This window comes from Rhodococcus aerolatus, from assembly GCF_054783215.1.
In genome coordinates, this window is sequence record NZ_BAAGQZ010000005.1 from 116,979 (window position 1) to 134,850 (window position 17,872).

Genomic DNA, 17,872 nt, shown 5'->3' on the forward strand with positions numbered 1-17,872 from the left:
GGTGCCTCCTGGGCGGGTGGGGTCCGGTGCTGCCTCGAGCGCGGTTAGCGCTCGATAACGTCTGACCCCGATACTACGTCCGCCCCGCCGGGGTCACTCCCCCAGCAGGGTGCGGCGCAGCGCCTCGTCCTTGGCCAGCACCGACGCCTCGAGCGCGGCCTGGAAGGCGACCATGCGCTCGAGCAGCGCCGGGTCCGAGGCCGCGAGTATGCGCACGGCCAGCAGCCCCGCGTTGCGCGCCCCGCCGACGGACACCGTGGCCACCGGCACGCCGGCGGGCATCTGCACGATCGACAGCAGCGAGTCCATCCCGTCGAGGTGGCGCAGCGGCACCGGCACCCCGATCACGGGCAGCGGCGTGGCCGCGGCCACCATCCCGGGCAGGTGCGCGGCTCCCCCGGCCCCGGCGACGACGACGCGGATGCCGCGCCCGGCGGCGTCGCGGGCGTGGTCGAGCATGCGCTGCGGCGTGCGGTGCGCGCTGACGACGCCGACCTCGAAGCGCACCTCGAACTCGGCCAGCGCCTCCGCGGCGGCCTGCATGACCGGCCAGTCGGAGTCGCTGCCCATGATCACGCTGACCTGCGGCCCCGTGCCGGCCACCACGTCCTCAGCCATCGTGCTGCCCTCCGCCGTGCGGGTCCCACCCGTCGCTCCACTCGGCGTGCGACATCCACCGCGCCGCCCGCTGCGCCTGCTCGCCCACCGCGGCCACGTCGTCCCCGAGCACGGTCACGTGGCCGATCTTGCGGCCCGGCCGCTCGGACTTGCCGTAGAGGTGCAGCTTGGCCGCCGGCATCCGGGCGAAGAGGTGGTGGGCGCGCTCGTCGAGGCTCATCGCCACCGGGTCGGCCGCCCCCAGCACGTTCGCCATGACGACGACCGGTGCGGTGGGGGTGGTGTCACCCAGCGGGTAGTCCAGGACGGCGCGCAGGTGCTGCTCGAACTGGCTGGTCCGCGCGCCCTCGATCGACCAGTGCCCGGAGTTGTGCGGCCGCATGGCCAGCTCGTTGACCACGAGACCGCCGTCACGGGTCTCGAACAGCTCCACGGCCAGCACGCCGACCACGCCGAGCTCCCCGGCCAGGCGCAGGGCCAGCTGCTCGGCGGTCTCGGCCAGGTCGGGGTCGAGCCCGGGGGCCGGGGCCAGCACCAGCGCGCAGATCCCGTCCTGCTGCACGGTCTGCACCACCGGCCAGGCGGCCCCCTGGCCGAACGGCGAGCGGGCGACCACGGCGGCCAGCTCCCGGGCGAAGTCGACGCGCTGCTCGACCATGAGCGGCGTGCCCGCCTCGAGCTGGGCCGTGACCACCGCGTCGGCGCCGGCCTCGTCGAGCACCCACACCCCGCGGCCGTCGTAGCCCCCGCGCACGGCCTTGAGCACGCAGGGCCAGCCGTGCTCGGCGCCGAAGGCGTGGACGTCGGCGGTCGAGGTCACCTCCGCGAAGTGCGGCACCGGCGCCCCCAGGTCGGCCAGGCGGCGGCGCATCACCAGCTTGTCCTGCGCGTGGTGCAGGGCGGTGGGCGGCGGGTGCACGGTGACGCCCGCGCCGACGAGGGCCGCGAGGTGCTCCTGCGGGACGTGCTCGTGGTCGAAGGTCAGCACCGTGGCGCCCGCGGCCACGCGTCGCAGCGCGTCGAGGTCGGTGTGGCTGCCGACGACGACGTCGGGGGTGACCTGCGCGGCCGGGTCCTGCTCCCCGGCGGCCAGCACCCGCAGCGTCAGGCCCAGGTCGATCGCGGCGCGGTGGGTCATGCGGGCGAGCTGGCCGCCGCCGACCACGGCGACGACGGGGGGCGAGGGGCTCACGGGGGCCCACTCTCCCAGAGCGGGCCCCCGCGGCAGGCACCGGTGCTGCCCGCGGGCTCCCCTACACTCGCGCCGGTGACTGCCGTCGACGCCGTGCTGGCCCGGGTGCCCGAGCCCCTGAGGGACCGGGCGGTGGCCAACCGGGAGGTCATCAAGTTCCTCATGGTCGGCGGCACCACGTTCGTCGTCGACACGGCCGTGTTCTTCGCCCTGAAGTCGTCGGTGCTGTCCTCCAAGCCGGTGACGGCCAAGGTCGTCGCCGTCCTCGTGGCCACGATCCTGAACTACGTCCTCAACCGGGAGTGGTCGTTCCGCAGCCGGGGCGGCCGGGAGACCCACCACGAGGCGTTCCTGTTCTTCCTGGTCAGCGGCATCGGGCTGGCCATCAACTCCGCCCCGCTGTGGGTGTCGAGCTACGTGTTCGACCTGCGGGTGCCCGACGTGTCCCCGCTGACCGAGAACATCGCCGACTTCGTCTCCGCCCAGCTCGTCGGCACGCTGCTGGCGACGGCGTTCCGCTGGTGGGCCTTCCGCCGGTTCGTCTTCCCCCAGGACTTCACCGACGGCGAGGAGCTGGCCGCCGCGGTCAACCCGGCGCCGGCCGACGCCGCCGGCACGGCCGCCACCAGCACCGCCGTCACCGACGACCCGGAGCTCGGGCACAGCTGACCGGGCGCCCTACCGGGGCTCGCGCACCCCGACCGTCCGGGGCACCCCGGCGTCGGCACCGGTCAGGTACAGCGTGAACAGCGGGGGCCGCGCCCGGCGCAGCTCGAGGCGCCCGCCGTCGGTCTCCACCAGCGCCCGGGCCAGCGCCAGCCCCACCCCGGTCGAGCTGCCCCCGGAGAAGCCGCGCTCGAAGACGTGGGGCACCAGCTCGTCGGGGATGCCGGGGCCCTCGTCCTGCACCTCGACGACGACGCGGTCCTCGTGCTCGGCCCGCCCACCGCGGGCGGCGACGCCGCGCACCCGGACGGTGACCGGGCCGCCGCCGTGCTGGGCGGCGTTCTCCACCAGCACCCCCACCGCCTCGCGCAGCCGGGCCGGCGCCACCCGGGCGCGCCGGCCGGGCTCGGCCTCGAGCACCAGCTCACGCCCGACCGCGGCCAGGGTCGGCCGCCAGTCCGCGACGACGGGGGCCAGCTCGGCGGCCACGTCCACCGGGGCCCGCCCGGCCCCCCGCTCCTCCCGCGAGGCGGCCAGCACGTCGCCCACCACCGAGGTCAGCCGGTCCACCTGGTCCAGGGCCGCGGTGGCCTCCTCCACCACGTCGGGGTCGGGGTGGTCGGAGAGCTCGTCGAGCCGCAGCCGCACCGCGGTGAGCCGGCTGCGCAGCTGGTGGGAGACGTCGCCCACCATCTCCCGCTCGCGCTGCACCAGGGCCGCGAGCTCCACGGCGGAGGAGTCGAGCACCTCGGAGACCCGGTCGAGCTCGGCCACCCCGTAGCGGCGCGGCTCCGGGCGGAAGTCCCCGGCCCCGAGCCGGGCGGCGCGGTCGGCCACCTCCTGCAGCGGCACGGCCAGCCGGCGGGCGGTCGCCACGGCCACGGCCGCCCCGCCCAGCACCGAGAGGGCCATGACCAGCCCGACGATGGCGGTGGCCTGCAGCTGGCGGGTGCGCATCGCCTCGTCGGAGACCACCAGTCGCACGGAGCCGCCCTGCCCCAGCGGCAGGCTCTCCTCCAGCGAGGACACGACCTGCGGCCCGACGACGAGCACCCGCTGCCCGCCGCCCTCGGTGGCCAGGGTGACCACCAGCTCCGACCCGGCCGGGATGGCCAGGGCGAGACGACCGGTGTCGAGGGCGCCGGGGAGCCGGCCGTCGGGCAGCTCCTGCAGCTCCACCTCCGAGACCACCCGCTCGAGGCTGCTGACGGCGTCGGCCCGGGTGATGTCCTCCACCAGCCGCCAGGTGGCCAGCACCAGCGGGGCCCCGAGCAGCAGGGCCGTCAGCGCCACGACGAGCAGCACGGAGAGCAGGACGCGACGGCGCACCCCGGGACCTAGGCGGTGTTGAAGCGGAACCCGACGCCGCGGACGGTGGCGATGCGCCGGTCGAGGTCCTCGCCCGCCGCGCCGCCGATCTTGCGGCGCAGCCAGGACATGTGCATGTCGAGGGTCTTCGACCCGCGCAGCGTCCGGTCGCCCCACACCTCGGTGAGGATCTGCTCGCGGGTGACGACCTGGCCGGCGTGCTCGAGCAGCAGCTTGAGCAGCTCGTACTCCTTGTTGGCCAGCCCCACCTCGTGGCCGTCCACCTCGACCCGGCGGGCACCGTGCTCCAGGCGCACCCCGGCGACGTCGAGCACGTCGTCGACGGCCGGGTTGCTGCGGCGCAGCAGCGCCCGCACCCGGGCCATGAGCTCGGCGAGCCGGAAGGGCTTGCCCACGTAGTCGTCCGCGCCCGCGTCGAGCCCGACGACGAAGTCGACCTCGTCGGTGCGCGCGGTGAGCATGAGCACGGCCAGCTCGGCGCGCTCGGCGCGGACGCGCCGGCACACCTCGAGGCCGTCCATGCCGGGCAGGCCCAGGTCGAGCACGAGCAGGTCGAACGAGCCGGCCACGGCACGGCTCAGGGCCGTGGGCCCGTCGTCGACCACCTCGACCTCGTAGCCCTCGCGCTGCAGCGCACGGGACAGGGGTGCGGCGATGGCCTCGTCGTCCTCGGCCAGCAAGACCTGGGTCACGCGGCCACCTTACGGCGGGGGCCGGTCGGCCGAGCCGGAGCGGTGGTAGAGCTCGGCGTGCACGGCCGCCACGCGGGGCACGCGGTCCAGCTCGACCGGGGGTGCGCCCCAGGCCTCGACGACGAGGGTGCCGGTGCCGAGCAGCCGGTCGAGCAGGCCGTGGCGGTAGCGGACCCCGGTGATGCGGTCCACCGGGATCGCCAGCCCGGCGCGGCGCACCAGGCCCTCCCGCACCAGCACCCGGTCCTCGGTGACCACCAGGTGGGTGCTGCCCCAGCGCAGCGCGGGCCAGACGGTGAAGCGCGCGAGCAGGGCCAGCGCGGCCAGCCCGAGCAGCGACCACGCCTCGCGCCGCCAGCTCAGCCCGCGGCAGGCCGCGGCGACGAACCCCACGGCGGCCGCGACGACGAGCAGCACCAGCACCGGGGCGAGCAGCGCGCTCCAGTGCGGGTGCCGGTGGACGAGCACCTGCTCGTCGGCACCCAGCGTGTCCTCGGGGTAGGCCACGGCGACCACGGTAGGGGCTCCGGCGGGGGTGGGCGCTCAGGCGGGCCGCAGGTGGGTGACGTCGCCGGCGAGCACCGGGGTCAGCACCCCCGCCCCGGTCCGCACCAGCAGCCGGCCGTCGGCGTCGACGTCCTCGGCCCGGCCCACCAGCTCCCCGGCGGCGAGCTCCACCCGGACCTCGCGGCCCAGCGTGGTGCAGCGCCCGCGGTAGGCCTGCGCCAGGCCCGTGCCGACGACGTCGCCCCCGGCGCCGCGCCACCGCCGCTCCAGGGTGTCGAGCCGGCCCAGCACGGCCACGGCCACCTCCGCCACGCTGCGCCGCACCCCCAGCAGGGCCAGCGACGTCGCCCACGGCACCGGCAGCTCGTCGTCGACCAGCGAGACGTTGAGCCCCAGCCCGACGACGACGGCCGGACCGGGCACCAGCTCGGCCAGGACCCCGGCGAGCTTGCGGTCGCCGACGAGCACGTCGTTGGGCCACTTGAGGCCGACGTCGAGACCGGTGTCCCCGGCGAGTGCCTCGGCCACGGCCAGCCCGGTCAGCAGCGGCAGCCAGCCCAGGCCCGGGGCGGGCACGCCGGCCGGGCGCAGCAGCACCGAGCAGGCCAGGCCGGCGCCGGGCGGTGAGCTCCAGCTGCGCTCCCGGCGGCCGCGTCCGGCGTCCTGGGCGTGGGCGAGCAGCACGGTGCGGTCGGCGGCACCGCGCTCGGCGGCGACGGCCAGGTCGGCGTTGGTCGACCCGGTGGTGGCGACGACGTCGACCGCGGCCCACCCCCCGGCCGGCGGGCACAGCGCACCCCGCAGCGCGGCCTCGTCGGGCGCGGCCCGGTCCGGGTGGGTCACGCGCCGCAACGCTACCCGTGGGTAGGGCCGAGACGGGGTCACCCCGGGGGTGCGGGCCGTTACCGTGGCGGCCATGACCGACCTCCACACCACCGCGGGCAAGCTCGCGGACCTGCGGGCCCGCCACGAGCAGGCCGTCCACGCCGGCTCGGCCCGGGCGCTGGAGCGCCAGGCGGCGCTGGGCAAGGGCACCGCGCGGGGTCGGCTCGAGCTGCTCCTGGACCCGGGCTCGTTCGTCGAGATCGATGAGTACGCCCGCAGCCGGGAGGCCCTCGGCGGGCCGCGCCCCTACGGCGACGGCCTGGTGTGCGGCTACGGCACGGTCGACGGCCGCACGGTCTACGTCTACTCGCAGGACTTCACCGTGGCGGGCGGCAGCGCGGGCGAGGTGTTCGGCGCGAAGATCGCCAAGGTCATGGAGACGGCCATGCAGGTCGGCTGCCCCGTCATCGGCATCAACGACTCCGGCGGGGCGCGCATCCAGGAGGGCGTCGTCTCCATCGCCGCCTTCGGCGAGGTCATGGTGCGCAACGTCGACGCCTCCGGGGTGATCCCGCAGATCTCCCTCATCATGGGCCCGTGCGCGGGCGGCGCCGCCTACTCCCCGGTGCTCACCGACTTCGTCGTCATGGTCGACGGCACCTCGAACATGTTCGTCACCGGTCCGGAGGTCATCCGCGCGGTCACCGGGGAGGACGTCAACAGCGAGGACCTCGGCGGGGCGCGCACCCACAACACCGTCAGCGGCAACTCCCAGTACCTGGCCCGCGACGAGACCGACGCGATCGACTACGTCAAGGCGCTGCTGAGCTACCTGCCGGCGAACAACCTGGAGAAGCCGCCCGTCGTGGCCGCCGACCCCGTCCCGGCGGAGCCGACCCTGGCCGACGAGGCGCTCGACGCGCTGGTGCCCGACTCGGTGGACACCCCCTACGACATGCACACCGTCATCCGGACGCTCGTCGACGACGACGAGTTCCTCGAGGTGCACGCCCTCTTCGCGCCCAACCTCATCGTCGGGTTCGGCCGCATCGAGGGCGCCACCGTCGGCTTCGTCGCCAACCAGCCCATGCACCTGGCGGGGACCATCGACATCGACGCCAGCGAGAAGGCGTCCCGCTTCGTGCGCACCTGCGACTCCTACAACGTGCCGCTGGTGTTCCTCACCGACACCCCCGGCTACCTGCCGGGCAAGGAGCAGGAGCTCGGCGGCATCCTGCGCCGCGGCGCGAAGCTGCTCTACGCCTACATCGAGGCGCAGGTCCCCAAGGTCACCGTGATCGTCCGCAAGGCCTACGGCGGGGCCTACGGGGTGATGGGCTCCAAGCACGGTCGCGCCGACCTGGTCTTCGCCTGGCCGACCGCCCAGGTCGCGGTGATGGGGGCGGCGAGCTCGGTCACCGTGCTGGAGCGCCGCCGGCTGGCCGCAGCCAAGGAGGCGGGCGAGGACGTCCGCGCCGTGCGGCGCGACCTCGAGGCGCACTACGAGCAGACCCTGGCCAACCCGTGGGTGGCGGCCGAACGGGGCTACGTCGACGCGGTCATCGCACCGTCGCAGACGCGGCACCACCTGGCCCGGGCGCTGCGGCTGCTGGCGGACAAGGAGCCCCTGCGCCCGGCCCGCCGCCACGGCAACATCCCCCTCTGACGCCGTGCAGGTGATGCTGGCGTGCGGCGACCCGCGCCACCCGGAGGCCATCCTGGTGTGGCGCGGCCAGCTCGCGTGGCCGTCCCCGCCGCGGGTGGGTGACCGGGTCCGCGTGCCCGGCCCGCCCGGGGTCCCCTCGCCGGGCAACGACGTGCTGCGGGTCAGCGAGGTCATCTTCGAGCTGGACGGCACGGTCTACCTGGTGCTCGAGCCCGCCGGGCCGGCGCTGACCGAGCGGCTGCGGTTCGCCTACGAGTGGCACCCCGTCGGGGAGTCGCTCTAGGGCTCCACGGGCCCGTGGGAGCGGCCGGATAGGGTGCCGCGCATGACCGCTGCGACAGAGCCGTCCGTGCCGGAGTCCGCCCTGCCCGACGACGTCGGGTCGCTGGACCCGCGCAGCACCGCGGGCAAGCTGGCCGAGCTGCGCCGCCGCAGCGACGAGGCCGTCCACGCCGGGTCCGCCCGCGCCGTGGAGAAGCAGCACGCCAAGGGCAAGATGACCGCCCGCGAGCGGATCGACGCGCTGCTCGACGAGGGCTCCTTCATCGAGCTCGACGAGCTGGCCCGGCACCGCTCCACCGCGTTCGGCCTGGAGAAGAACCGCCCCTTCGGCGACGGGGTGGTCACCGGCTACGGCACGGTCGACGGCCGCGAGGTGTGCGTGTTCAGCCAGGACGCCACCATCTTCGGCGGCAGCCTCGGCGAGGTCTACGGCGAGAAGATCGTCAAGGTCATGGACCTGGCCATCCGCACCGGCCGGCCCCTGGTCGGCATCAACGAGGGCGCCGGGGCCCGCATCCAGGAGGGTGTGGTCTCGCTCGGCCTCTACGGCGAGATCTTCACCCGCAACGTGCACGCCTCGGGCGTCGTCCCGCAGATCTCGCTGATCATGGGCGCCTGCGCGGGCGGGCACGTCTACTCCCCCGCCATCACCGACTTCGTCGTCATGGTCGACCAGACGTCGCAGATGTTCATCACCGGGCCCGACGTGATCAAGACCGTCACCGGCGAGGACGTCACCATGGAGGAGCTCGGCGGCGCCCGCACCCACAACACCCGCTCCGGCAACGCCCACTACATGGGCGCCGACGAGCAGGACGCCCTCGACTACGTCAAGGACCTGCTGTCCTACCTGCCGAGCAACAACCTCTCCACCGCCCCGCGGCTCGAGGCCGAGGCGCTCACCGAGGGCGCCATCGCCGACCACGTGGGCGAGAGCGACCTCGAGCTCGACGCGCTCATCCCCGACTCGGCCAACCAGCCCTACGACATGCACGAGGTCATCTCCCGCGTGCTCGACGACGGCGACTTCCTCGAGGTCCACTCGCTGTTCGCGACCAACATCATCGTCGGGTACGGCCGGGTCGACGGCCGCTCGGTGGGCGTCGTGGCCAACCAGCCCACCCAGTTCGCGGGCTGCCTCGACATCGACGCCAGCGAGAAGGCGGCCCGGTTCGTGCGCACCTGCGACGCGTTCAACGTGCCGGTGCTGACCTTCGTCGACGTCCCCGGCTTCCTGCCCGGCACCGAGCAGGAGTTCAGCGGCATCATCCGCCGCGGCGCCAAGCTCATCTACGCCTACGCCGAGGCGACCGTCCCGCTGGTCACCGTCATCACCCGCAAGGCCTACGGCGGCGCCTACGACGTGATGGGCTCCAAGCACCTCGGGGCCGACATCAACCTGGCCTGGCCGACGGCCCAGATCGCCGTCGTCGGGGCGTCGGGGGCGACGAACATCGTGCACCGCCGGCGGCTCAAGGAGGCGGGCGAGGCCGGGGAGGACGTCGAGGCCCTGCGCGCACAGCTGCAGCAGGAGTACGAGGACACCCTGGCCAACCCCTACGTGGCGGCCGAGCGCGGGTACGTCGACGCGGTCATCCCGCCGTCGCACACCCGCGGGCAGGTGGCGCGGGCGCTGGCGATGCTGGAGTCCAAGCGCCAGACGCTGCCGCCGAAGAAGCACGGGAACATCCCGCTGTGAGCGAGGAGCGAGCCGGTGACGCTGTGAGCGGGGAGCGAGCGAGTGACGCCGTGAGCGAGGAGCAGGACGTGACCGGGACCGAGACCGGGACCGCTCCCGTGCGGCCGTTGCTGCGGGTGGTCCGGGGCAACCCCGACGACCACGAGCTCGCCGCGCTGACGGCCGTCGTCGCCGCGCTGGCCTCCGGCGGCGGTGGCGAGGCCCCGGCCGCGCCGCCCGAGGCGTGGGGCCGGCCGGACTCGCTGGTCCGCGGCCGCTTCGTCGACCGCCCGGGCCCCGGGGCCTGGCTGCGCTCGGGCCTGCCGGTCTGAGCCCCACCGCGCTGGTCCTGGCCTCGGCCTCCCCGGCCCGCCTGGCGGTGCTGCGGGCGGCCGGGGTCGAGCCCACCGTGCACGTCTCCGGGATCGACGAGGACGCGCTGACCGCCGCCCTGGGCGAGGTCACCCCGGCCGCGCTGGTCGCCGCGCTCGCCCGCGCCAAGGCGGTGGACGTCGCCGCGGCCCACCGGCTGGACGACGCCGTGGTCGTCGGGTGCGACTCGATGCTGCACCTCGGCGACGCCGTGCTCGGCAAGCCGCACACCGTCGAGGTGGCCCGGGAGCGCTGGCGCGCCATGGCCGGCCGGTCCGGGGACCTGCTCACCGGGCACTGCGTGCTGCGGGTGCGCGCCGGCGAGGTCGTCGCCGAGGCCGCCGGGACGCAGGCCACGACGGTCCGGTTCGCCTCCCCCACCGACGCCGAGGTCGAGGCGTACCTGGCCACGGGCGAGCCGCTCGAGGTGGCGGGGGCCTTCACCCTCGACGGCCTCGGCGGCTGGTTCGTCGAGGGCATCGACGGCGACCCGTCGAGCGTGGTCGGCATCAGCCTGCCGCTGCTGCGCCGGCTGCTCACCGAGGTGGGCACCAGCGTCATCGACCTCTGGTCGTGACCTCCCACGCAGGGGGAACAGGACGGACCTGACCGGGTGTTGACCCGCCCGTGGGCATCGGAGGAAGCGAGCTGACCCGGCGACGGACCGTCGACCTGGGTCGCACCGGCGCGGTCTGAGCGGTCCCGCCCCGGCCCGCTCGACCCCGCCCGTCCCCTGGAGCTCCCGTGTCCTCCCTGCTCGCCCCTCTCAAGAGGGTCTCCTTCTCCGCCCAGGTGCTGCTCGCCCTGGTCGTCGGCCTCGTCCTCGGGCTCGTCGCCCGGGCCACCGACGCCGCCTGGCTGACCTCGGTGCTCAGCACCGTCGGCTCCACCTTCGTCACCCTGCTGACCCTCGCGGTCACCCCGCTGGTGTTCACCGCCATCGTGGTCAGCATCGCCAACCTCCGCGGCGTCGGCGGGGTGCTGCGGCTGACGGCCAAGACCCTGGGCTGGTTCATGGCCACCTCGCTGGTCGCCGTGCTCATCGGCATCGGCATCGGCCTGCTCACCCACCCCGGGCAGGGCCTCACCCTGACCCCGGACGCGAGCTACCAACCGAAGACCACCGGCGGCTGGACCGACTTCCTCGGCCAGGTCATCCCCACCAACCCGGTCGGCGCCTTCGCCGACGGCAACGTCCTCGGCGTGCTGTTCCTGGCCATCGTCGTCGGGGCCGCGGCGTTCGCCGTCGGCGAGCCCGCCGAGCCGTTCCTGGCGCTGAGCCGCTCCCTGCTGGCCATCGTGCAGAAGGCGCTGTGGTGGGTCATCCGGCTCGCCCCGCTCGGCACCGCCGGGCTGATCGGCCGCGCCGTGGCCACCTACGGCTTCGACCTGCTGCGCCCCCTGGCCACCTTCGCCGCCGCGGTCTACATCGGCTGCCTGCTGGTGCTGCTCGTCGTCTACCCGGTGCTGGTGCGGTTCGTGGCCGGCCTGAGCCCGGTGCAGTTCTTCCGCGGCGCGTGGCCCGCCATCCAGCTCGCCTTCGTCTCCCGCAGCTCCGTGGGCACCATGCCGCTGACCCAGCAGGTGACCATCGAGAACCTCGGCGTCCCGCGCGACTACGCGTCCTTCGCGGTGCCGCTGGGTGCGACCACGAAGATGGACGGCTGCGCCGCCGTCTACCCGGCGCTGGCCGCGATCACGGTGGCCGGGGTGTTCGGGGTGCCGCTGGACTGGACCGACTACGTGCTCATCGCGTTCGTCTCCGTGGTCGGCTCCGCCGCGACCGCCGGGCTGACCGGGGCCATCGTCATGCTGACCCTCACCCTGTCGACCCTGGGCCTGCCGCTGGCCGGCGTCGGCCTGCTCATCGCCATCGACCCGATCCTGGACATGATGCGCACCGCGACCAACGTCGCCGGGCAGATGGTGGTCCCCGTGCTGGTCAGCCGCAGCGAGGGCACGCTGGACACCGACGTCTTCGACGCCCCCGTCCGCGACGGCGTCAGCGCGCCCGTCACCCCGCCGGCCCGGACCGCCGTCCCCGCCTGAGCCCACCCGACCGGCCCCGCCGTGCTGTGGCACGGTGGGGCCGGTCGTCCACCCGAGACGTCCGCCGCTCCGAAGTCTGAGAGGACCGCACCGTGCCCGTCGCGCCCGAGCAGAACCCCGCGTTCGCCGACTACGCCCACCCCGAGCGGCTGGTGTCGACCGACTGGCTCGCCGAGCATCTGCACGACGACGGCCTCGTCGTCGTCGAGTCCGACGAGGACGTGCTGCTCTACGACACCGGCCACGTGCCCGGCTCGGTCAAGGTCGACTGGCACACCGAGCTCAACGACCCCGTCACCCGCGACTACGTCGACGGTGCCGGGTTCGCCCGGCTCATGGCGGCCAAGGGCATCAGCCGTGACGACACCGTGGTCATCTACGGCGACAAGTCGAACTGGTGGGCCGCCTACGCGCTGTGGGTGTTCACCCTGTTCGGCCACGCCGACGTGCGCCTGCTCGACGGCGGCCGCGCCGCGTGGGTCGCCGAGGGCCGCGAGCTCACCCGCGAGGTGCCCACCCCCACCCCGGGGGAGTACCCGACCGTCGAGCGCGACGACGACCCGATCCGCGCCTTCCGCGGCGACGTGGAGGCCGCGATCGGCACCGTCCCGCTGATCGACGTCCGCTCCCCCGCCGAGTACACCGGCGAGCGCACCCACATGCCCGACTACCCGGAGGAGGGCGCGCTGCGCGGCGGGCACATCCCCACCGCCGCGAGCGTGCCGTGGGCCCGGGCGGCGGCCGAGGACGGCCGGTTCAGGTCGCGCACCGAGCTCGCCGCCATCTACCACGACGAGGCCGGCCTGACCGAGGGCGGCGACGTCATCGCCTACTGCCGCATCGGCGAGCGCTCCAGCCACACCTGGTTCGTGCTCACCCACCTGCTCGGGCACACCAGCGTGAAGAACTACGACGGCTCCTGGACCGAGTGGGGCAACGCGGTGCGCGTGCCCATCGCCACCGGCAGTGAGCCCGGGTCGGCGCCGGGGGTGTCGCGGTGAGCGTGCCGCCCCGGCTGGCCGAGATCGTCGACGACTTCGCGTCCGTCGAGGGCCCCGACAAGCTGGCCATGCTGCTCGAGTTCTCCGACGAGCTCCCGCCGCTGCCCGCCGAGCTGGAGGAGGGCGCGATGGAGCCGGTGCCGGAGTGCCAGTCGCCGCTGTTCCTCTCCGTCGACGCCACCGACCGCGACGCCGTGCGGCTGTACTTCTCCGCCCCCGCCGAGGCGCCGACGACCCGTGGGTTCGCCTCGATCCTGGCCCAGGGCCTCGACGGCGAGTCGGCGCAGACCGTGCTCGACGTGCCGGAGGACTTCTACGCCGACCTGGGTCTGGCCGACGCGGTGAGCCCGCTGCGGCTGCGCGGCATGGCCGCCATGCTCACCCGGATCAAGCGTCGGCTGCGCGAGCCCGCCCCCGCCTGACCGCGGCGCTGTGGGCTGCGCCACGATGGACCCATGCGCGCAGTGCGAGTGACCAGCCTGGACGGACCCGAGCACGTCACGGTGGCGGAGGTGGAGGAGCCGACCGCCGAGGACGGCCAGGTGCTCGTCGACGTCCACGCCGCCGGGGTGGCGTTCCCGGACGCGCTGCTCACCCGTGGGCTCTACCAGTACAAGCCCGAGCTGCCCTTCACCCCGGGCAGCGAGGTCGCCGGCGTGGTGCGCAGCGCCCCCGACGGCTCCCGCTTCTCCGCCGGCGACCGCGTCGTCGGGCTGACCGGCCTGGCCGGGGGCATGGCCGAGGTCGTGGCCCTGCCCGAGGACCTCACCTTCCCGCTGCCCGAGGCCGTGTCGATGACGGCCGGGGCCGGCCTGCTGTTCAACGACCTCACGGTGGAGTTCGTGCTCCGCGAGCGCGCCGCGCTGCAGGAGGGCGAGACCGTGCTGGTGCACGGCGCCGCCGGCGGCATCGGGACGTCCGCGCTGCGGCTGGCGCGGCCGATGGGGGCCGGGCGGGTCATCGCCGTGGTCAGCACGCCGGAGAAGGAGGCCACCGCGCGCGCCGCGGGCGCCGACGACGTGGTGCTCACCGAGGCCGAGGACGGCACCGGCTGGCTCGCCCGGGTCAAGGAGCTCACCGGCGGCCGCGGCGTCGACGTCGTGGTCGACCCCGTCGGCGGGGACCGCTTCACCGACTCGCTCCGCTCGCTGTCCCCGTCGGGCCGCGTCATGGTGGTCGGCTTCACCGGCGGCGACATCCCCACCGTCAAGGTCAACCGGCTGCTGCTGGGCAACGTCGACGTCCGCGGCGCCGGCTGGGGCGCGTGGTTCATGACCCACCCCGGCTACGTCGTGGAGCAGTGGGACCGGCTGGCGCCGATGCTGGCCGACGGCCGCGTCACCGCCCCGGAGCCCGTGGTGCACCCCCTCGAGGACGCGGCCGCGGCCATCGCGTCGCTGGAGCAGCGCCGGGCGCTGGGCAAGGTCGTGCTCGGCCTGCGGTAGCCCGTCGCGGGGAGGACGGCGGGTGCTGCGTCACGTCCTGCGACGGGCTGCCTAGACTCCGCCGAGGACAGCGGCCTCGGACCCGAGCGCCCGCACAGGTAGGAGGAGGCCCAGTGTCGAGCGAGGGAACAGCGACCATCACCAAGGTGCTCGTCGCCAACCGCGGCGAGATCGCCGTGCGGGTGGTGCGGGCCTGCGCCGACGCCGGGATCGCCAGCGTCGCCGTCTACGCCGAGCCCGACGCCGACGCGCCCCACGTGCGCCTGGCCGACGAGGCGTTCGCCCTGGGCGGGCAGACCTCGGCCGAGTCCTACCTCGACATCGCCAAGCTCGTCGACGCGGCCCGGCAGTCCGGGGCGGACGCCGTGCACCCCGGCTACGGCTTCCTCTCCGAGAACGCCGACTTCGCCCAGGCCGTCATCGACGCCGACCTGATCTGGATCGGCCCGCCGCCGCAGGCCATCCGCGACCTGGGCGACAAGGTCACCGCGCGCCACATCGCCACCCGCGCGAAGGCGCCCTCGGTGCCCGGCACGTCGGAGCCCGTCAAGGACGCCGACGAGATCCTCGCCTTCGCCGACGAGCACGGCCTGCCCATCGCCATCAAGGCGGCCTTCGGCGGTGGCGGCCGCGGGATGAAGGTCGCCCGCACCCGCGAGGAGATCCCGGAGCTGTTCGACTCCGCGACCCGTGAGGCCGTCGCCGCCTTCGGCCGCGGCGAGTGCTTCGTGGAGCGCTACCTCGACAAGCCCCGCCACGTCGAGGCCCAGGTCATCGCCGACCAGCACGGCAACGTCGTCGTCGCCGGCACCCGGGACTGCTCGCTGCAGCGCCGCTTCCAGAAGCTCGTCGAGGAGGCCCCGGCGCCCTGGCTGACCACCGAGCAGCGCGAGCAGATCCACTCCAGCGCCAAGGCCATCTGCAAGGAGGCCGGCTACTACGGCGCCGGCACCGTGGAGTACCTCGTCGGGCAGGACGGGCTCGTCTCGTTCCTCGAGGTCAACACCCGGCTGCAGGTGGAGCACCCCGTCACCGAGGAGACCTCCGGGATCGACCTGGTGCGGGCGCAGTTCCAGATCGCCGAGGGCAAGCCGCTGGACATCACCGAGGACCCCACGCCGCGCGGGCACTCCTTCGAGTTCCGGCTCAACGGCGAGGACGCGGGCCGCGGCTTCCTGCCCGCCCCCGGCACCGTCACCCGGTTCGTCTCCCCGCAGGGCCCCGGCGTGCGGATGGACTCCGGCGTCGAGTCCGGCAGCGTCATCGGCGGGCAGTTCGACTCGATGCTGGGCAAGCTCATCGTCACCGGTGAGGACCGCACCCAGGCCCTGGAGCGCTCCCGCCGCGCGCTGGCCGAGCTCGTGGTCGAGGGCATGGCCACCGTCGTGCCCTTCCACCGCCTCGTGGTCAGCGACCCGGCGTTCATCGGCGACGAGGACGGCTTCAGCGTCCACACCCGCTGGATCGAGACCGAGTGGGACAACACGGTCGAGCCCTTCGTCGGCGCCGGGGACCCGGAGGCCGAGGAGGACGCGCCGCGGCAGACCGTGGTCGTCGAGGTCGGCGGGCGCCGGCTCGAGGTGTCGCTGCCCGGTGACCTCGCCCTCGGCGGGGGCGGCGGGGCTGCGCCGGCCAAGAAGGCCAAGGCCCGCAAGCGCGCCGGGGGTGGCGCCGCCGCCGCCTCGGGTGACTCGGTGACCGCCCCGATGCAGGGCACCGTGGTCAAGGTGGCCGTCGCGGACGGGGACACCGTCGCCGCGGGCGACCTCGTGGCTGTGCTCGAGGCCATGAAGATGGAGAACCCCGTCACCGCGCACAAGGACGGCACCGTCAGCGGCCTCACCGTGGAGCCGGGGGCCGCCGTCACCCAGTGCACCGTGATCTGCGAGATCAGCTGACCGCGTGCGCGTCCTGCTGGTCGCGCCCTGGAACCGCCCGCTCGCCCGTGCCCTGGCCGGGGCGCTGCGCGCGGCCGGGTGCACCACGCTCGTGGTCAGCACGCCGTTGCACCACGAGCACGCCGACGCCCGCGCCGACGAGGTGGAGCTGACCGGCTCGCCCCGCTCGCCGCGGGCGTGGGCCGACGGGGTGCGGGTGCTGCGCGCCGCGCGGGCGTTCCGGCCCGACGTGGTGCTGGCCGAGGAGTTCACCGACCCCCGGCTGGTGCCGCTGCTGGCGCTGGCCCCGGTGGCCACGCTGGTGCACGACGACGCCCCGCACGACGCGACGGAGCGCCGCGCGCTGCAGCACCGCCTGGTGTTCGGGGTGGCCACCCGGCGGGCCGACCTGCTGGTCACGTTCAGCGAGCACGTGGCCGCGCACGCCCGGGGCCGGTGGTCCGCCCCGGTGGTGACCGTGCCGCTGCCCTCCGAGGCGCCCGCCGCCCTGGTGCCGCCGCTGGTCGGTGCCCGGGACCGTCGCGACGTGGTCGCGCTGGGCCGGATCAACCCCTACAAGGACCTGCCCACCACCCTCGCCGCGTGGCAGCGCCACGTCGACGGGCCGGGCTACCGGGGTGACGAGCTGCTCGTCGTCGGTGACGGCACCGAGGGGTCGCTGACGCTGCCCGCGCGCTGCCGCTGGCGCCGGGAGCGGTTCCAGTTCGCCGAGGCGGTCCCCCTGCTCGCCCGGGCCAAGGCGTCGGTGGTGGCGTACCGGTCGGCGACGCAGAGCGGCGTGCAGGTGACCTCGATGCAGTGCGGGACCACGGCGGTGGTGACGGCGGCGGGCGGCCTGCCCGAGTACCTGCCGCCGGGGCAGGCCACGGTGCCCGTCGGCGACGTCGCCGCGCTGGCTGCCGCGCTCGACGAGCTGGCCGACCCGGCCGTCGCCGCGGCCTCGGGGCAGCGCTCCCGGGAGCACCACGACGCGCACCTGGGCCCCGAGGCGGTCGCGGCCGCCCTCGCCCCGGCGCTGCACGGCGTGGTGCGGGGCTGAGCCGTGGAGCCGGTCGAGATCAACGCGGGCACGTGGTACCTGCGGGCGCTGCGGGCCGACGAGCGGGTCGACGACCGCCCCGCCCTGCTGGCGATGGCGCAGGACCCCGGCACCGGGCCCGCACTCGACGGGGTGGTCGACCTGCCGACCGCCGGTGCGCGGGTGGCCGCGAGCGCCCGGGGCTGGGCGACGGACACCGGGTACGCGTGGGCGGTGTGCGAGCCCAGCACCGGGGAGATGCTCGCCGAGGTGGCGCTGCTCGACGTACGCCCGGCCGAGCACCGCGCCGAGCTCGCCTGCTCGACCACCCCGGCGCACCGGGGCCGGGGCATCGCCACCACCGCGGTGGGAGCCGTGCTGCGCCTGGCCTTCGCGGACGCGGCGATCGGCGGGCTGGGGCTGCACCGCGTCGAGTGGCGCCACGGCCAGGAGGCCCCGGCCTCGGCCGCCCTCGCCGCCCGCCTGGGGTTCCGGCCCAACGGCAGTGACGCGGGCACGGCGACCGACGGGGGCGACCCCGTCGTCCTCGTCCGCCTCGCCACCGACCCTCCCCCGGACCGCATCTAGCGGGCTTCCTGCGCGCACCCGGATGGGCGCGGGCGCAGGAAGCCCG

19 protein-coding genes are annotated in these 17,872 nt (G+C 75.1%); 13 read left to right on the forward strand and 6 right to left on the reverse strand.

Features of this window, described 5'->3' with window-relative positions:
• Positions 1-93: 93 nt before the first annotated feature.
• Positions 94-618 carry a 5-(carboxyamino)imidazole ribonucleotide mutase gene (gene purE, locus ACYVOF_RS03940; RefSeq protein WP_460864209.1) on the reverse strand — a complete coding sequence of 175 codons (525 nt, stop codon included), beginning with the start codon at positions 616-618 and terminating at the stop codon, positions 94-96.
• The gene (locus ACYVOF_RS03945; RefSeq protein WP_460864298.1) at positions 611-1,756 is read right to left on the reverse strand and encodes a 5-(carboxyamino)imidazole ribonucleotide synthase; all 1,146 of its coding nucleotides are present in this window, start codon (positions 1,754-1,756) and stop codon (positions 611-613) included. The genes purE and ACYVOF_RS03945 overlap by 8 nt, the downstream gene beginning before the upstream one ends.
• 129 nt (positions 1,757-1,885) lie before the next feature.
• On the opposite strand from ACYVOF_RS03945, the gene ACYVOF_RS03950 reads away from it, so the two are divergent.
• Positions 1,886-2,479, forward strand: a complete 594-nt coding sequence (locus ACYVOF_RS03950; RefSeq protein ID WP_460864210.1) for a GtrA family protein — start codon at positions 1,886-1,888, stop codon at positions 2,477-2,479.
• A 9-nt stretch (positions 2,480-2,488) separates the two neighbouring features.
• Here ACYVOF_RS03950 and ACYVOF_RS03955 read toward each other — a convergent pair whose 3' ends face one another.
• Genes ACYVOF_RS03955 through ACYVOF_RS03970 form a run of 4 tightly spaced genes read right to left on the reverse strand, consistent with a single transcriptional unit; the run spans position 2,489 to position 5,847 of the window.
• The gene (locus ACYVOF_RS03955) at positions 2,489-3,805 is read right to left on the reverse strand and encodes a sensor histidine kinase (RefSeq protein ID WP_460864211.1); all 1,317 of its coding nucleotides are present in this window, start codon (positions 3,803-3,805) and stop codon (positions 2,489-2,491) included.
• A gap of 8 nt (positions 3,806-3,813) precedes the next feature.
• Positions 3,814-4,497 (reverse strand): response regulator transcription factor, encoded by a 684-nt coding sequence (locus tag ACYVOF_RS03960; RefSeq protein WP_460864212.1) that lies wholly within the window; start codon positions 4,495-4,497, stop codon positions 3,814-3,816.
• A gap of 9 nt (positions 4,498-4,506) precedes the next feature.
• Positions 4,507-5,004: a PH domain-containing protein gene (locus tag ACYVOF_RS03965; RefSeq protein ID WP_460864213.1), complete on the reverse strand. Its 498-nt coding sequence runs from the start codon at positions 5,002-5,004 to the stop codon at positions 4,507-4,509.
• Between the two features lie 36 nt (positions 5,005-5,040).
• Positions 5,041-5,847: a biotin--[acetyl-CoA-carboxylase] ligase gene (locus ACYVOF_RS03970; RefSeq protein WP_460864214.1), complete on the reverse strand. Its 807-nt coding sequence runs from the start codon at positions 5,845-5,847 to the stop codon at positions 5,041-5,043.
• A gap of 73 nt (positions 5,848-5,920) precedes the next feature.
• Between ACYVOF_RS03970 and ACYVOF_RS03975 the strand changes: the two genes are divergently transcribed.
• From ACYVOF_RS03975 to ACYVOF_RS04030, 12 genes are all read left to right on the forward strand, one after another.
• Positions 5,921-7,495 (forward strand): acyl-CoA carboxylase subunit beta, encoded by a 1,575-nt coding sequence (locus ACYVOF_RS03975; RefSeq protein WP_460864215.1) that lies wholly within the window; start codon positions 5,921-5,923, stop codon positions 7,493-7,495.
• A 4-nt stretch (positions 7,496-7,499) separates the two neighbouring features.
• Positions 7,500-7,778 (forward strand): hypothetical protein, encoded by a 279-nt coding sequence (locus ACYVOF_RS03980; RefSeq protein ID WP_460864216.1) that lies wholly within the window; start codon positions 7,500-7,502, stop codon positions 7,776-7,778.
• A gap of 42 nt (positions 7,779-7,820) precedes the next feature.
• Positions 7,821-9,476, forward strand: coding sequence for an acyl-CoA carboxylase subunit beta (locus tag ACYVOF_RS03985; protein ID WP_460864217.1), 1,656 nt, complete (start codon positions 7,821-7,823; stop codon positions 9,474-9,476).
• A 68-nt stretch (positions 9,477-9,544) separates the two neighbouring features.
• The gene (locus ACYVOF_RS03990) at positions 9,545-9,787 is read left to right on the forward strand and encodes an acyl-CoA carboxylase subunit epsilon (protein ID WP_460864218.1); all 243 of its coding nucleotides are present in this window, start codon (positions 9,545-9,547) and stop codon (positions 9,785-9,787) included.
• Complete coding sequence (locus ACYVOF_RS03995) at positions 9,784-10,404, forward strand: Maf family protein (protein WP_460864299.1); 621 nt, start codon at positions 9,784-9,786, stop codon at positions 10,402-10,404. Before ACYVOF_RS03990 ends, ACYVOF_RS03995 begins: the two co-directional genes overlap by 4 nt.
• Before the next feature lie 167 nt (positions 10,405-10,571).
• On the forward strand, positions 10,572-11,876 hold the full coding sequence (locus ACYVOF_RS04000; RefSeq protein WP_460864219.1) for a dicarboxylate/amino acid:cation symporter: 1,305 nt from the start codon (positions 10,572-10,574) through the stop codon (positions 11,874-11,876).
• A gap of 92 nt (positions 11,877-11,968) precedes the next feature.
• Positions 11,969-12,877 (forward strand): sulfurtransferase, encoded by a 909-nt coding sequence (locus tag ACYVOF_RS04005; protein ID WP_460864220.1) that lies wholly within the window; start codon positions 11,969-11,971, stop codon positions 12,875-12,877.
• Positions 12,874-13,299, forward strand: coding sequence for a SufE family protein (locus ACYVOF_RS04010; protein ID WP_460864221.1), 426 nt, complete (start codon positions 12,874-12,876; stop codon positions 13,297-13,299). Before ACYVOF_RS04005 ends, ACYVOF_RS04010 begins: the two co-directional genes overlap by 4 nt.
• 33 nt (positions 13,300-13,332) lie before the next feature.
• The gene (locus ACYVOF_RS04015) at positions 13,333-14,322 is read left to right on the forward strand and encodes an NADPH:quinone oxidoreductase family protein (protein ID WP_460864222.1); all 990 of its coding nucleotides are present in this window, start codon (positions 13,333-13,335) and stop codon (positions 14,320-14,322) included.
• Between the two features lie 113 nt (positions 14,323-14,435).
• Positions 14,436-16,220, forward strand: a complete 1,785-nt coding sequence (locus tag ACYVOF_RS04020) for an acetyl/propionyl/methylcrotonyl-CoA carboxylase subunit alpha (RefSeq protein ID WP_460864223.1) — start codon at positions 14,436-14,438, stop codon at positions 16,218-16,220.
• Positions 16,221-16,224: 4 nt separating this feature from the next.
• Positions 16,225-17,259 carry a glycosyltransferase gene (locus ACYVOF_RS04025; RefSeq protein WP_460864224.1) on the forward strand — a complete coding sequence of 345 codons (1,035 nt, stop codon included), beginning with the start codon at positions 16,225-16,227 and terminating at the stop codon, positions 17,257-17,259.
• A 3-nt stretch (positions 17,260-17,262) separates the two neighbouring features.
• Positions 17,263-17,826 (forward strand): GNAT family N-acetyltransferase, encoded by a 564-nt coding sequence (locus tag ACYVOF_RS04030; RefSeq protein WP_460864225.1) that lies wholly within the window; start codon positions 17,263-17,265, stop codon positions 17,824-17,826.
• The last annotated feature ends 46 nt before the right edge of the window (positions 17,827-17,872 follow it).